The sequence below is a fragment of the Pararhodobacter sp. genome (assembly GCF_034676075.1).
Taxonomy (GTDB): Bacteria; Pseudomonadota; Alphaproteobacteria; order Rhodobacterales; family Rhodobacteraceae; genus Pararhodobacter.
On sequence record NZ_JAUCCQ010000094.1, the window covers coordinates 1 to 15,153 of the forward strand.

General features: G+C 68.1%; 14 protein-coding genes. 4 read left to right on the top strand and 10 right to left on the bottom strand.

Annotated elements, in window-relative coordinates; genetic code table 11:
- The 8 genes from paaZ to VDQ18_RS17925 all read right to left on the bottom strand — a co-directional run.
- The coding region (gene paaZ, locus VDQ18_RS17890) for a phenylacetic acid degradation bifunctional protein PaaZ (RefSeq protein WP_323022264.1) at window positions 1-2,015 on the bottom strand (2,015 nt) is incomplete at its 3' end.
- Window positions 2,016-2,026: 11 nt separating this feature from the next.
- Entirely contained in the window at window positions 2,027-2,776 is a 750-nt protein-coding gene (locus VDQ18_RS17895) for a Phenylacetic acid catabolic protein (RefSeq protein ID WP_323022265.1), read from the bottom strand.
- Between the two features lie 7 nt (window positions 2,777-2,783).
- A complete protein-coding gene (gene paaE / locus VDQ18_RS17900; protein WP_323022266.1) occupies window positions 2,784-3,857 on the bottom strand; it encodes a 1,2-phenylacetyl-CoA epoxidase subunit PaaE in 1,074 nt (357 codons plus the stop codon).
- Window positions 3,858-3,866: 9 nt separating this feature from the next.
- Complete coding sequence (gene paaD / locus VDQ18_RS17905; protein WP_323022267.1) at window positions 3,867-4,379, bottom strand: 1,2-phenylacetyl-CoA epoxidase subunit PaaD; 513 nt, start codon at window positions 4,377-4,379, stop codon at window positions 3,867-3,869.
- Complete coding sequence (gene paaC / locus VDQ18_RS17910) at window positions 4,373-5,218, bottom strand: 1,2-phenylacetyl-CoA epoxidase subunit PaaC (RefSeq protein WP_323022268.1); 846 nt, start codon at window positions 5,216-5,218, stop codon at window positions 4,373-4,375. Before paaC ends, paaD begins: the two co-directional genes overlap by 7 nt.
- Window positions 5,218-5,502: a 1,2-phenylacetyl-CoA epoxidase subunit PaaB gene (gene paaB / locus VDQ18_RS17915; protein WP_107754575.1), complete on the bottom strand. Its 285-nt coding sequence runs from the start codon at window positions 5,500-5,502 to the stop codon at window positions 5,218-5,220. The genes paaC and paaB overlap by 1 nt, the downstream gene beginning before the upstream one ends.
- 66 nt (window positions 5,503-5,568) lie before the next feature.
- A complete protein-coding gene (paaA, locus tag VDQ18_RS17920; protein ID WP_323022269.1) occupies window positions 5,569-6,546 on the bottom strand; it encodes a 1,2-phenylacetyl-CoA epoxidase subunit PaaA in 978 nt (325 codons plus the stop codon).
- 215 nt (window positions 6,547-6,761) lie between these two features.
- Window positions 6,762-7,637, bottom strand: a complete 876-nt coding sequence (locus VDQ18_RS17925) for a PaaX family transcriptional regulator C-terminal domain-containing protein (protein ID WP_323022270.1) — start codon at window positions 7,635-7,637, stop codon at window positions 6,762-6,764.
- A gap of 103 nt (window positions 7,638-7,740) precedes the next feature.
- Here VDQ18_RS17925 and VDQ18_RS17930 point away from each other — a divergent pair, with 103 nt between their 5' ends.
- Window positions 7,741-8,649 (top strand): DMT family transporter, encoded by a 909-nt coding sequence (locus VDQ18_RS17930; protein WP_323022271.1) that lies wholly within the window; start codon window positions 7,741-7,743, stop codon window positions 8,647-8,649.
- Between the two features lie 84 nt (window positions 8,650-8,733).
- On the opposite strand, the gene VDQ18_RS17935 is transcribed toward VDQ18_RS17930, so the two are convergent.
- Complete coding sequence (locus VDQ18_RS17935; RefSeq protein WP_323022272.1) at window positions 8,734-10,590, bottom strand: trypsin-like peptidase domain-containing protein; 1,857 nt, start codon at window positions 10,588-10,590, stop codon at window positions 8,734-8,736.
- Between the two features lie 213 nt (window positions 10,591-10,803).
- Here VDQ18_RS17935 and VDQ18_RS17940 point away from each other — a divergent pair, with 213 nt between their 5' ends.
- The 3 genes from VDQ18_RS17940 to glyS are packed head-to-tail and all read left to right on the top strand — an operon-like array spanning window position 10,804 to window position 14,446.
- Window positions 10,804-11,760, top strand: coding sequence for a glycine--tRNA ligase subunit alpha (locus VDQ18_RS17940; protein WP_323022273.1), 957 nt, complete (start codon window positions 10,804-10,806; stop codon window positions 11,758-11,760).
- Window positions 11,757-12,260: a DUF6446 family protein gene (locus VDQ18_RS17945; protein WP_323022274.1), complete on the top strand. Its 504-nt coding sequence runs from the start codon at window positions 11,757-11,759 to the stop codon at window positions 12,258-12,260. Before VDQ18_RS17940 ends, VDQ18_RS17945 begins: the two co-directional genes overlap by 4 nt.
- Window positions 12,261-12,286: 26 nt before the next feature.
- A complete protein-coding gene (gene glyS, locus VDQ18_RS17950; RefSeq protein WP_323022275.1) occupies window positions 12,287-14,446 on the top strand; it encodes a glycine--tRNA ligase subunit beta in 2,160 nt (719 codons plus the stop codon).
- Window positions 14,447-14,816: 370 nt separating this feature from the next.
- Here the strand turns inward: glyS and VDQ18_RS17955 are convergent.
- Window positions 14,817-15,153, bottom strand: a 337-nt coding sequence (locus tag VDQ18_RS17955) for a hypothetical protein (protein ID WP_323022276.1), incomplete at its 5' end; no start/stop codon positions are given.

Sequence of the window (15,153 nt, forward strand, 5' to 3'; positions counted from 1 at the left end):
ACGTCGTATTGCGCGACCACGGCGCCGGTCTGGTTGGTGACGCAGCAATCCCAGCGGACCTCGCCATGGTCGGCGTTTTCGCGGGGGTTGATCTCCTTACAGGTCAGCGCCACGCCCAGCACGTCGCCCGGGTTCACCGGGGTCAGGAAGCGCAGGTTGTCGACGCCGTAATTGGCCAGGACCGGGCCCGGGTCGGGCTGTACGAAGAGACCCGCGGCGAAGCTGACGATCAGGTAGCCATGCGCCACGCGGCCGTCGAAGAACGGGTTCGCTTTGGCCGCTTCCTCGTCCATATGGGCATAGAAGGTGTCGCCGGTGAACCGGGCGAAATGCTCGATATCGGCCAGCGTCACTTCGCGCGTGGCGGTGACGATCCGGTCGCCGACCTTAAGCTCCGCCAACGATTTGCGGAACGGATGGATGTCCTCGCGGGTGGGCGCGCCCGGGATCCAGCGGCCGGTCACCGCGCTCAGGAGTTTCGGCGCCCCCTGCACCGCGGTGCGCTGCATGAAGTGCTTCACGCCACGGATGCCGCCCATTTCTTCTCCGCCACCAGCGCGGCCGGGGCCACCGTGGACGAGGTTGGGCAGCGGCGCGCCATGGCCGGTGGAGGTCTTGGCCGAGGCGCGATTGCCCAGCAGGATGCGGCCGTGGAACGGCGCCATGCCCAGAACGGCCTGTTCAGCGACCTCGGGCGAGTCGGTGAAGACGGACGCGGCAAGCGAGCCCTTGCCGCGCTGGGTCAGCGCCACGGCTTCCTCCAGATCGTCATAGGGCATGAGGGTGGAGACGGGGCCGAAAGCCTCGACATCGTGCACGGCGCGGGCATCGCCCGGCCGGTCGCAGTAGAGCACAACGGGGTTGAGGAAGGCGCCCGCGTCGGGATCACCCGAGACCAGCGTCACCGCATCGGGGTTGCCCACCACGATCTCGGCATCGCCCTGCAGGTCGCGGATCCGGGCCCGCACCTCGTCGCGCTGCGCCATCGAGGCGAGCGCGCCCATCCGCGTGGCCTCGTCCCCCGGCAGGCCGACGCCCATCTTGGCCAGGGCCAGCGACAGTGCCTCGGTCACGGCCTGAACCTGCGCGCGGGGCACCAGCACGCGGCGGATGGCGGTGCATTTCTGCCCGGCCTTCACCGTCATCTCGCGCACCACTTCCTTGACGAAGAGGTCGAATTCCGGCGTGCCGGGCCCGGCATCGGGGCCCAGAACCGCGGCGTTGAGGCTGTCCGCTTCCATGGTGAAGCGCACCGAATTCTCGACGATGGCCTTCGAGGTGCGCAGCATCCGCCCGGTATTGGCCGAGCCGGTGAAAGTCACCACATCCTGCGCCGTCACATGGTCCAGAAGGTCGCCAGTCGAGCCGCAGATCAGCTGCAGCGCGCCCTCGGGCAGGATGCCCGACTCGATGATCCGGCGCACCACCAGCTCGGTCAGATAGGCGGTCTGCGAGGCCGGCTTGATGATCGCCGGCATCCCGGCCAGCAGGGTCGGCGCCAGCTTCTCCAGCATCCCCCAGACCGGGAAGTTGAAGGCGTTGATATGCACGGCAACGCCCTGCAGCGGCGTCAGGATATGCTGGGCGCTGAAGCTGCCGTCCTTGGACAGGCCTTCGACATTGCCCTCGGTCAGGACGCGGGTGTTCGGCAATTCGCGCCGCCCCTGCCCGGAATAGGAAAACAGCGTGTGAAACCCGCCCTCGATATCCACCATCCCGTCGCGCGGGGTGGCGCCGGTGGCGAGGGACAGCGCGTGGAACTCGGCCTTCTGCTCGGTCAGCGCCTTGCCCAGCGCCTTCAGCATCTCGGCCCGCTGGTGGAAGGTCATCGCGCGCAAGGCCTTGCCGGATTTGCGCCCGTAATCCAGCGCCCCTTCCATATCGATACCCGAGGCGTCGATCACCGCCACCGGCGCCCCGGTGCCCGCGTCCTTCAACAGCTGGCCGTCCCGCGATCCGGCTTTCCATTCACCGCAGATGTAGCTTTTCAGCCGGAGGGGGGTCTGATCCGTCATGACGGGTCCTTTCAGAGCGTAAGGTCGGCGCGGAGGGCGGCGATCTCGGCCTCCCATTCCGCCAGCATCGCGGCATTGGTCCGGTGCCTCAGGCCCAGACGGCTGAGCCGCTCGAAGCGCGCGGAATTGGCCGCGCCGAACCCCGCCGCCACGCGGGGCAGCCAATAGGCCAGCGAGGCCTCGGCCGCCGCGCGCCCGCCCTCGGTCCGGGCGATCTGCGCCAGCCCCTCGATGCCGAGCTCGGCGTGGCGGGCCTCGACGGGCGCGATGGCGCGGAAGACTTCGGCCAGCGGCTGGTAGCTGACCTGCGACAGTTCCGCCAACTGCACCTTGGCCGCCAGCCCCTGCACCACGTTCATCACCACCGCGTCGATCCAGCCCTGCAGCGGGTAGTGGAAGACCGACAGCCGCATGTCGCCGTCCCGCCGGGTCGCGCCGATATCGGCGTCGCGGGGTAGCCGGTCGGCCCAGGGATGCACGCCCTCATACCGCTCGGTATCGACCCCGAATTCGGCCATCAACCGCAGCACGCGCTCGGCATGGTCGGCCTTTTCCAGGGTGATCTTGGCCGCGGCGATGCGGCTCTTGATCCCCGGCGCGTCGTTGATGGAATCGGCGAACCCGGCCGAGGCCGCCAGTTCGCTGTCCACGAAGGACGCCATCAGCCGCAAGAGTTCCCCCCGGTAGCGGGCAGGCACGTTCCCCGGCGAGGTCAGCTTGCCGCCATGGGCCAGATAGTCCTCGATGCTCATATCGGTCATGGCGTCCTCACTGATCGTAGCTGACGACCACGCGGTCGCTCAGCGGATAGCATTGGCAGGTCAGCACATAGCCTTGGTTGACCTCGTAATCTTCCAGCGCGTGGTTGGTCATCATCTCGACCTCGCCCTCCAGCACCTTGGCGCGGCAGGTCGAACAGACCCCGGCCTTGCAGGCATAGGGCGCGTCCAGATTGGCCCCCAGCGCCGCATCGAGCAGGCTTTCCCCCGATTTCGGCATGCGGAAGGTGCGGGTCGCACCGTCCAGCGTCACCGTCGCCTCGCAGGCCTCGCCGCTGTCGGCGACGGTGCTGGCGGCCTTCTTCTTGGCACGGCCCGGCTGGCCACTGGCGAACAGCTCGAACTTGATCTGAGCGTCCGTCAGCCCGTGTTCCTTCAGGCTGGCGGCGATGGTCAGCATCATCGGCTCCGGCCCACAGATGAAGGCGGTGTCCACGCTTGCCGCATCCACCCAATGGGTGAAAAGGGCAGACATTTTCTCGGCATCGACCCGGCCTGTGAACAGGTCGATTTCCTGACCTTCCGCCTCCAGGACATGCACCACCGACAGCCGCCCGAGGTAGGAATTCTTCAAGTCCTCCAGATCCTCGCGGAACATGATCGAGTTGATCTGCCGGTTGGCATAGACCAGCGTGAAGCGCGATTTCGGCTCGCGGGCCAGCACCGTCTTCAGGATCGACAGCACCGGGGTGATCCCTGACCCGCCGGCGAAGCCGAGGTAGTGCTTGCCTGCCCCGGCATCCAGCACCGTGTGGAAATTGCCCATCGGCGGCATCGCTTCCAGCACCGCGCCGGGCGCCAGATTCTCGTTTGCCCAGGTGCTGAACGCCCCGCCATCGACGCGCTTGATGCCGACCTTGAGCAGACCCTCATCCAGCCCCGCGCAGATCGAATAGGACCGGCGCAGCTCCTCGCCGTCGAACTCGCGGCGGAAGGTCAGGTACTGGCCTTGGATGAACGCGAAGCGCTCGGCATCCTCGGGGCGCGGGCGGAGCGTGACGACGACTGCGTCACGGGTGTCTTTCTTCACCTCGACCACGTCGAGGGGCAGGAAACGGGCCATGGCCTTACCTCAGATACACTTGAAATAGTCGAAGGGTTCCAGGCAGTCGCGGCATCGGTACGCCGCCTTGCAGGGGGTCGAGCCGAAGCGGCTGACCATCTCGGTCTGGGTCGATCCGCAGCGCGGGCATTCCACCGCGGTATTGGCGCCCGTGAGCCGCGCAATGCGCCCGGCCAGCACGCCATCGGCGGCGGTGCCGTCGATCGGCGGCGCAATGCCGTAGGCTTTCAGGGCGTTGCGGGCGGCGGGGGCAATCCAGTCGGTGGTCCAGGGCGGCGAGAGCTGGCGCTTGAGGCGCAGGTCGGTGACCCCCTCCTCGGCCAGCCGCTTCTCGATCTCCAGGTTGATGACGCTGGTCGCGGGGCAGCCCGAATAGGTCGGCGTCACCGTCACCACCAGCGTTTCGCCCTCGTAAGCGACGTCGCGGATGATCCCGAGGTCGGTCAGGCTGATGACCGGGATCTCGGGGTCCGGGACCTCGCCCAGCCAGGACCACACCTGTTCGACCGCGGGTCTCACCACTTGGCGTCCGGATAGGCGCGCTGCAGCCACTGCATGGTGGTCAAGAGGTGCCCCATGTGTTCCGAATGCCGCCCCTGCTTGCCGCCCTTGTGCGCGAAACTCGAAGCCGGGCGCGAGAGCGTCGCCTCGGCCAGAACCGCGTCAACCGTCTGGTTCCAGACCGCCCGCAGGCTCTCCGACGCGGGCATCACCCCCGCCTCGGCCAGCCGCTGATCGACCGCATCGCCCAGGAACATCTCGCCGGTATACCCCCAGAGCGCGTCCAGCGCGCCCTGCATCCGGCGGTGGCTTTCCTCGGTCCCGTCGCCCAGCCGGATCACCAGATCGGCCGAACGCTCCAGGTGATAGGCCACTTCCTTGCCGGCCTTGCGGGCGATGGCGGCGATCCGCGCGTCCGAAGACTCCTCCAACGCCTTCAGCATCGGCAGGTGCCAGGCGTCGAACAGGAATTGCCGCATCAGGGTCAGGCCGAAATCGCCGTTCGGGCGCTCGACCAGCAGAAGGTTGTGAAAGTCCCAGGCGTCGCGGCGGAAGGCCAGGGCGTCGGCATCGCGGCCGCGCCCTTCGACCTCGCCCGCCAGCCCCAGCCAGAGCTGGGTCTGACCGATCAGGTCCAGCGCCATATTGGCCAGCGCGATATCCTCTTCCAGGATCGGCGCGTGCCCGCACCATTCGGAGACGCGATGCCCCAGAATCAAGGTGGTATCGCCCAGTCTTGTCAGCCCGGTGAACAGGTCATGCTCGGCCGAGCCCGCCGCCGGCGGCGCGCGCCCTTCGCCCTTCGACGCCGCGGCCAAGGCCGCCGCATCCGGGGTCATCACATCCGACAGCGACGGCATCACATATGCCCCACTTCATCGGGAATGTCGTAAAAGGTCGGGTGGCGATAGACCTTGTCATTGGCCGGCTCGAACAGCGGCCCCTTCTCGGACGGACTCGAGGCGGTGATCTGCGCCGAGGGCACCACCCAGATGCTGACCCCCTCGTTGCGCCGCGTGTAGACATCGCGCGCGTGGCGGATCGCCAGCTCGGCATCCGGCGCGTGCAGGCTGCCGACGTGACGGTGGTTGAGGCCGTGCTGACCCCGGATGAAAACTTCCCAAAGCGGCCATTCGCTGGACATGGCTAAAGACCTTTCATTCTGCCGAAAATACGCTGCGGGGGGTGCGGGGGGTGCAAAACCCCCCGCTTACTCCGCCGCCACCCGCCGCGCGGCCGATTTGCGCGCATGCGCCATCAGCCCCTCGCGGAACCATTCGCCATCCCGCCAGGCCTTCTGCCGCGCTTCCATCCGGTCTGTGTTGCAGGGGCCGTTGCCCTTCAGCACCTCGTAGAACTCGGTCCAGTCGGGCTCGGAGAAATCCCAGCCCTGCTTTTCCTCGTTCCACGTCAGGTTCTCGTCGGGGATCGTCAGCCCGAGGTACTGCGCCTGCGGCACCGTCTGGTCGACGAATTTCTGGCGCAGCTCGTCATTGGTGTTGATCTTGATCCGCCAGGCCATCGACTGCGTCGAATGGATCGAATCCTTGTCGGAGGGCCCGAACATCATCAGCGCCGGATACCAGAAGCGGTTGAGCGCATCCTGGGCCATCGCCTTCTGCTCGGCGGTGCCGGTGGCCATCGCCCGCATCAGGTCATAGCCCTGCCGCTGGTGAAAGCTCTCTTCCTTGCAGATGCGGATCATGGCGCGGGAATAGGGCCCGAACGACGTGCGTTGCAGCGGCACCTGGTTCATGATCGCCGCGCCATCGACCAGCCAGCCGACCGCACCGATATCGGCCCAGGTCAGCGTCGGATAGTTGAAGATGGACGAATATTTCATCCGGCCATTGAGCAGCTGCTCGGTCAGGTCGTCGCGCGAGACGCCCAGCGTCTCGGCCGCGCAATAGAGATAGAGGCCATGCCCCGCCTCATCCTGCACCTTGGCCAGCAGGATCGCCTTGCGCTCCAGCGTGGGGGCGCGGGTGATCCAGTTGCCCTCGGGCAGCTGGCCGACGATCTCGGAATGCGCGTGCTGGCCGATCTGGCGGATCAGCGTCTTGCGATAGGCCTCGGGCATCCATTCCTTGGGCTCGATCTTCTCGCCCGCGTCGATCCGGGCCTGGAAGGCGGCCAGCAGTTCCGGGTCGTCGGTGCTCGCCTCGGATTTCACCATCTGCGCATACATGACAGCCTCCTGGGTTCAGGTTTTACGGACGTTCAGAGCTGAGTGAGGATCACGGGGGCGCCCGGCGCGAGGGCCGCACTGCCCGACGGGCGTGCGCACTGCGTCGCAGATGAAGGCCTCGGACATCAGCTCCCCCAATTCGCCGACCGTTCGGTCACTGTATAAGCCCTGACGTGTCACAAATCAACGAATTTATGGCTCTGGTTTGTGACAGATCAGGCCGTTTGCCGCAGCCCTCCGCCAATCCCTTGCCCCGCCTCGGAAATCCCCGCCGGTGTCTCGGCAGGCAGAAGCCCCTGCGCCCCCTCGAACCGCGCGCCGATATGCGAATCGGCCGCGGGTGACAGCGCCCGATAGAGCCGGTGGAACAGCGCCCGCGCCGCCTGACCGGGCCAGTCGGCGGGCAGCGCCGCCAGCGGCAAGCGGGGATCGCGCAGCAGCGCCTGCCGCCAGGAATGGACCAAGAGCAGCCGTGCCGCCAGCGCCTCGGCCCCCGTGGCGGGCGCTGCGCCGTCCAGCGCGCCGAAGCGCTCGACAAAGGCGCGGTAGGCCGCGGCATGGGGCGCAAGATCCCAGGATTGCGCCGCGAACTCGGCCAGCAGCGGGCCTTCGGGTTCGGCCTCGAACGACAGGCACCCTTTCGGCACCGGCCCCCGCGCCGGACCGACCGCCAGCAGCGGCTTGAGCCGCGCATAGCCTCGCCGCTCCAGCCCGGCCATCAGCGCCTCGCCCCCCGCCTCGGGCAGATGGACGAAGCGCCAGCGGCCCGGGCCTTCCTCGGCCGGGCCATAGATGATGCGCGCCGCGGCCTCGTATTCGGCCAGCGCCGCCTCAGACAGGCGGTAGAAACTGCGCCGCCCGCGCCGCCAGCCCTCCAGCTGCCCGGCCGCGACCAGCCGCGAGACGGCGGTGCGCACCAGCGTCTCGGAGATGCCGACCGTGGCGCAGGTCTCGATGATCGTGCCGATCCAGACCTCGCCACCCCGGGGCACCACCGCATCACCGTAAAGCGTGACGATGAAGGCGGCGGCGCGCAGCGGCAGCGCCTCGGCGATCTGGGTCAGTCGGGGGGCGAAACGGGGATCCGGCATTCCCCCATCCTGCCACGCGCCGCTGCCCGTGGCGAGAGGGACAGAGCCTTGCACAAGTTCACCATCCATGCGACGCCTCGGAACCCTACCGCGCGAGGCCCCGATGACCGAGCCCCAGACCCCCTACCGCCCCGGCCTGACAAGCTGGGCCGAAGTCGTCGCGCTCGGCGTGATCTGGGGGGCGGGTTTCCTGGCCGTCCGCATCGCGCTGGAGGGGATCGCGCCCGCCTGGGTGGCGACCGGCCGGGTGACGGTGGCGGCGCTGACGCTGGCGCTGCTGCTGGCGGTGCTCAGGATCCCGCTGCCGCCCCTGTCCGAACGGCGGATCTGGGCGCATGTCGCGGGCTTTGCCTTCTTCTCGAACGCGCTGCCCTTCATGCTGATGGCCTGGGCCCAGCAGCATGTGCAATCCAGCTTCGTCGGCGTGAGCATGGCGCTGGTGCCGCTCTTCACGCTGGTCCTGGCGCATGTCTTCCTGCCGGATGAGAAGCTGACCCTGCCCCGCATCGCCGGTTTCGCGCTGGGGCTGGTCGGCGTCGTCATGCTGATCGGGACCGAGGGCGTGTCGCTCGGCGAGGGCGCGCCGCAGGTGCTGCCGCGGCTCGCCTGCGTGGCGGTGACGCTGTGCTACGCCATGGGCTCGATCATCGCCCGGCGCAGCCCGCGGGTCGATCCCATCGCCTATACCGCGGGGTCGGTGATCATGGCCTGCGCGGCGATGCTGCCGCTGACCCTGGTGCTGGAGGGGCTGCCCGACTGGCCCGGCCTGCGGCCGGTGCTGGCGCTCGGCTATGTCGGGCTGCTGCCGACCGCGCTGGCCTCGCTCCTGATGGTGCATGTGATCCGCACGGCCGGGCCCACATTCCTCACGCAGACCAATTATCAGGTGCCGGTCTGGTCGGTGATCTTCGGCATGCTGATCCTGGCCGAACCGCTGCCGCCGCAATTCCTGCTGGCGCTGGGGCTGATCCTGGGCGGTCTGGCCGTCAGCCGCCTGGCCCTGCGGCGCTAGAACGCGAAACGCCCGCCGTGAGGGGCGGGCGCAGGCGAGCGGGGTGGGTGGGCGGGAGCGAGCCTGCGCCCGCTCCCCCTTTGCTCAGTTCCAGCAGGAGACGAGGACCGTCAGGTCACCCGACATCCGCGTCAGCATCTCGGCCGAAACGGGCGAGGTGCCGCGGCTCACGCTCGGCCGGGTCCCGGCGCCGGTCAGCACCGACTGGATCGCCTCGCTGCTGACGGCGAAGTTCACGTCGTCGGGCAGGATGCGGCCGGGGGTCTCGGGGCGGGGCAGCAGCATGCCCATGACGGCGCCGTTCGGGTCGAAGACCGGGCCGCCGGTATCGCCCGGCTCGGCCGCCAGCGTCAGGCGGCGCAGCTCGGCCTCGCCGTTCAGGCCGGTCATCTCGCTCAGGCTGCCGAAGCTGACGATCGGCCGGGTCAGCGTGTCCTGATAGCTGAAGCCCGAAACGCGGATCTCGCTGCCCGGCGCGGGCGAGGCGGCGGCGAATTGCGCGAAGGCCAGGGGCACCAGCGGATCCTCGGGCGTCAGCACCGCGACGCCCAGCGCCTCGTCCACGGCGGCGACGCGGGCGCGATACGCCTCGTCGATGGTCACGCGGTCGCACATCGCCACGGCCTCGGCGGTGGTCACGACGGTGCCGGTCGAATCCACGAAGAAGCCCGAGCGCGAGCGCTCAGGGCGGCGCACTTCCAGCCCCGAGACCAGATCGCGGCGGGCGACGGTCGAGGCGGTGGCCCCGGCGCTCGACGGCAGGACGCCGGCGATCGGACGGAAGCTGTCGCGCATCGTCGCCATGATCACCTCGGCATCGGCATCGGCCGAGGGACCCCAGAGCAGGATCCAGCCCTTGATCTGTCCGTCGTTCAGCCGGGCCTCGACATGGGCGCGCTGCGTGGCGCTGCGGCCGTCGATGGTAAAGCTGTTGCGGCTGCGGTCACGCTCGCCTTCCAGCGGGATCACTTCCAGCGTCTGCAGGATCTCATAGAGCCCGTAGAAGGTGCTCTGCGTGCCCTCCTGGCTGATCAGCAGCACGCGCATGCCGCTGTCGTTGATCGACCGGAAATGCGCGAAGGGGGTCTCGTGATGATCGAATTCCACCATGCCCAGCGGCAGGGTGATCTCGATCCCGGCGGCCTCGTCGCGGAACGGGCCGAAGGCATAGCGGGCCACGGCCGATTCATAGCCGCGGATCAGCGTCGCCCGGGCGCGGGTCGACAGGAAGCCGGTCGGTTCGAAATTGTTGGCGCGCTGCCAGTTCTGGATCGCGCCGCGGGTGCCGGGCCCGAACGCGGCATCAATGCCGCCACGGTAGAAGCCGTACCATTGCAGCGCCACCTGGATCTCGGCCAGCTCGTCGCGGCTGAGCTGAGCTTCCAGACGCCGGGCCTCGGCCAGGGGTTCATCCGGCAGATCGGCCAGCGCGGGTTCCGCCGGGGTGGCGGGGGTCGCGATGACCTCGGGCTCGGCCTGCGCGGGTTCGGGCGCGACGATGGGCTCGGTGACCGGCGTCTCGGCCGTGGGCACCTCGATCACCGGCGCCTGCGTCTGGGCCGCGTCCCGGCCTGCCGCCGTCACCGGCGCGCTCGGGGCCTGACCGCCGACCGGCCAGAATTGCTGGCCATAGATCGTGTTGTCGGTGACGTAGCTGTCCTCGCGGATCTCACGCGCGGCAATCAATTCGCTGCGGCGGGCCTCGGCGGCGTCGGCCGTCGCGAAGGGACCGACCGCCAGCGCGTACCAGCCCCCGGCGATGCGGAAACCCGCGATCTGGCCGATGCGCTGTTCGTAGCGGGTGGCGAATTCCTCGGCGGTCCTGAGCGTGGCGTGGGCCTCGATCTGCACCCAATGGGTTGCCTGGGCGAGGGCGGCAACCGGGGCGAAAACAATCGCCAGCAGGGCTGCAAAAATGGCTTTGGCTAGTCGGTCGGTCACGGTCGTTCCAAATCTCGTTTGATCGTGTTGATTCCGGCGACCCTAGCAGGGTCGTCAAGCATATACCGATAAAAAATAGGTTAGGTCAGGCCTCCGCGCCCCGCCCGTGTCATTTTTTCCGCGATGCGCGCCGCCGGGCTTTCGGGGCTGCCGTTGACCCCGGCAGGCCCTGCGCCTATTGAGGCGCTGAACCCGTCCAGCCGAGGTCCGCCGATGTCCGCCCGCGCCGAGAACAGCCCCGTCAGGCCCCGCAGCTTTCAGGAGGTGATCCTGCGCCTTCAGGCCTATTGGGCCGCGAAGGGCTGCGCCATCCTGCAACCCTATGACATGGAAGTGGGCGCCGGAACCTTCCACCCGGCGACGACACTGCGCTCGCTCGGCTCGCAGCCCTGGGCCGCGGCCTATGTCCAGCCCTCGCGCCGCCCGACCGACGGCCGCTATGGCGAGAACCCGAACCGGCTGCAGCACTACTACCAGTATCAGGTGCTGATCAAACCCTCGCCGCCCGATCTGCAGGAGCTGTATCTCGGCTCGCTCGACGCGATCGGCATCGACACCGCGATGCACGACATCCGCTTTGTCGAGGACGATTGGGAAAGCCCGACGCTGGGCGCTTGGGGCCTGGGCTGGGAGGTCTGGTGCGACGGCATGGAAGTGTCGCAATTCACCTATTTCCAGCAGGTCGGCGGCCATGATTGCAAGCCGGTCTCGGGCGAGCTGACCTATGGTCTCGAACGCCTGGCCATGTATGTGCTGGGCATCGATCATGTGATGGACATGCCCTTCAACGACCCGCAGTCGCCGATCCCGCTGTCATACGGCGACATCTTCCGCCAGACCGAGCAGGAATATTCCCGCCACAATTTCGACGGCGCCACCACCGAGATGCTGCTCAGGCATTTCGAGGATGCCGAGGCGGAATGCGAACGTCTGCTGGCTTTCGACCCGCAGGACCCCAACAGCGGCAAGCGCATCGTCATGGCCCACCCGGCCTATGACCAATGCATCAAGGCGAGCCACCTGTTCAACCTGCTGGACGCGCGCGGCGTGATCTCGGTCACCGAACGCCAGGCCTATATCGGCCGCGTCCGGGCGCTGGCCAAGAAATGCGCCGACGCCTTCGTCACCACCACGGCCGGTGGCTGGGTGCCCGAAAGCGCCGCATCATGACCGGCCGCATCGCCGCGATCATGATCGTTGTCTGCGCGGCTGTCGCGGGCATCGCCATGTATTACCTGCAGGTCTACGGCTATTACGACGAGCTGGAACCGCAGATCGGCTATCAGGTCGCCACCCCGGACGGCGGCACCGCCCGGCTGGAGATCGCCGATTTCCAGGGCATCGACAGCACTTCCTCGCCCCTGCGTTATCGCGCCTGCTTCCAGATCGTCGGCGGCCTGCCGGAACTGGTCGACCGGCCGCATACCGAACCCCTCAACGCCCCCGGCTGGTTCGATTGTTTCGACGCCGCCGGGATCGGCGAGGATCTGACCACCGGCGAGGCCCGCGCCGTGATGGTCGAGGAAAACGCGCCCTGGGGCTTTGACCGCGTGATGGCGCTTTATCCCGACGGGCGCGCCTATGTCTGGCCGCAGATCAACCATTGCGGCGAAAAGGCCTTCGACGGCGACCCGGTGCCCGCCGATTGCCCGCCCCCGCCCGCGCAATAACCTCGCGAATTAACAGAGTTTCCGCCATGCCCGACGTCCTGATCGAACTCTTCTCCGAGGAAATCCCCGCGTGGATGCAGACCCGCGCCGCCGAGGATTTGCGCAAGCTGGTGACCGAGGGGCTGGTCGAGGGCGGGCTCAGCTACGCCCATGCCCGCGCCTTCTCGACCCCGCGGCGGCTGGTGCTGGCCATCGAGGGGCTCAGCGCCGAAAGCCCGACCCTGCGTGAAGACCGCAAGGGCCCGAAGGTCGGCGCCCCGCAGCAGGCGCTGGATGGGTTCCTGCGCTCGACCGGGCTGACCATGGAGCAGCTCCACGTCCATGAGGACAAGAAAGGCGCCTTCTACGTCGCGCATTTCCAGAAACCCGGGCGCCCGGCGGCGGCGATCCTGGCCGAGGTTCTGGAAAAGACCATCCGCACTTTCCCCTGGCCGAAGTCGATGCGCTGGGGCTCGGGCAGCCTGCGCTGGGTGCGGCCGCTGCATTCGATCATCGCCCTGATGGTGACCGAGGCCGGTGCCGAGGTGGTGCCGCTCGACATCGACGGGATCGCCGCCGGCAACACCACCCGCGGCCACCGCTTCATGGCGCCCGGGCCCTTCACCGTCTCGTCCTTCGAGGATTACGCGGCCAAGCTGAAACGCGCCTTCGTGGTGCTGGACGCCGCCGAACGCGCCGACATGATCGAGCATGAGGTGAAGAACCGCGCCTTCGCGCTGGGGCTGGAACCCATCGAGGACAAGGGCCTCTTGGCCGAGGTCGCGGGTCTGGTCGAATGGCCCGTCGTGCTGGTGGGCGAGATCGGCGCCCAGTTCCTCGACCTGCCGCCCGAGGTGCTGCAAACCTCGATGCGCGAGCATCAGAAATTCTTCTCGCTGAAGGATGCGCAGGGCCGGATCGTCCGCTTCGTCACCGTGGCCAACCGCGAGACAGCGGATAACGGCGCCACGATCCTGAAGGGCAACCAGAAGGTGCTGACCGCGCGGCTGTCGGACGCCAAGTTCTTCTGGGAAAACGACCTGCGGGTGGTGCGGAACGAGGGCCTGACCGGCATGGCCGATGGGTTGGCCAACGTCACCTTCCACAACAAGCTCGGCTCGCAGAAGGCCCGGATCGACCGGATCGCCGCGCTGGCGCGCGAGATCGCGCCGCTGGTCGGCGCCTCGCCCGATCTGGCCGAGGAAGCCGCACGGGTGGCGAAGGCCGACCTGCGCTCCTCCATGGTCGGCGAATTCCCCGAATTGCAGGGCACGATGGGGGTTTACTACGCCAAGGCGGCGGGCCTGCCCGAGGCCGTGGCCAACGCCTGCAAGGCCCATTACCAGCCGCTCGGCCCCTCCGACGAGGTGCCCTCCGAGCCGGTGTCCGTGGCCGTGGCGCTGGCCGACAAGATCGACACGCTGACCGGCTTCTGGGCGATTGACGAGAAACCCACGGGCTCGAAAGACCCCTTCGCGCTGCGGCGGGCGGCACTGGGGGTTATTCGGTTGGTGTTGGGAAATGACGGCCGTCTTTCGCTAACTGAAGTGTTCCGCAAGGCGTTTGATCGCGTCGATGCAGCGCTGGAAAGCATGTCTATCGATGACATCAGAAACATTGATGACATCGACAATTTTGATGCCATCGGTGCGACGCGTCCCGAAAGCCGAGACGAGGAAATCGCAAATCTCCAATCCTTCTTCCACGACCGCCTGAAAGTCTTCCTCAAGGACCAGGGCATCCGCCACGACGTGATCGACGCCTGCCTCGCCATGCCCGGCAACGACGACCTGACGCTGCTGGTCAAGCGGGCCGAGGCGCTGAGCGCCTTCCTCAAGACCGACGATGGCGAGAATCTGTTGCAGGGCTTCAAGCGGGCCAACAACATCCTGACCCAGGCCGAGGCCAAGGACGGGGTGGAATATTCCTTCGGGGCCGAGGCGAAATTCGCCGAGACGGACGAGGAACGCGCCCTCTTCTCCGCGCTCGACCAGGCCGAGGCGCGGATCGCCCCGGCGATGGCGGCCGAGGATTTCGCCGCCGCCATGTCGGCGATGGCCGCGCTGCGCGCCCCCATCGACGCGTTCTTCACCGCGGTGCAGATCAACACCGACAACCAGATCGTCCGCCGCAACCGGCTGAACCTCTTGCACCGCATCCGCACGACCTGCGCCGGCGTCGCGGATCTGACGAAGCTGGAGGGGTGAGAGCCGGGGTGGGATGAAATCCTACCCTACAGCGGTGCGTGCGAGCACGCACCCTACCGGCCCTTTCCGCGCCTATCCCCTAAGGTGCGTGCAAGCACGCACCATCCCCGAGATCGTGACGCCCCGTAGGGAGGGATTTCATCCCACCCCGCGCGCCGCGAACCCCGCGCTACACCATAGGGTGCGTGCTCGCCCGCACCATCCGCGACTTTGCACGCTCCGTCCCCCGTCGCGACTCCCGCGATGAGGGCAGCGCCCGCACCGCCCCCCGAGGCGGTGCGGGCACGAAATGCCACAACGCCCTGTAGGGTGGGAGTTCATCCCACCCCTCGAACCGGCGCCACGAAAAAGGGGCCCGCAGGCCCCTTCCTCAACGCCGCTTGATCGCCTGCCCGGCCCCGTAGCCCTGGGCGAAGGCCGCGATCACGCTTGCCAGGGGATTGGGCGCCGGGGCGGGGGGCGGCGGGGGCAGCCGGCGGGGCCTCAGCGTCACCGCGAGGATCACCGCGCCCGCGAAGAACAACCCGCCTCCCATCGCCGCCGCGGTGCCGACCGGCCCCAGCATCGGCCAGATCGCCAGCCAGAGCGCGCGCAGCAACAGCACCGCCCCCGCGCCCATCAGCACGAGGGACAGCACGCCGAAGGCGCTTTTCAGGGCCAGCCGCCGCGCCACGATCAGCGCCGCGCCGCCAGCGCGCCGACCAGGA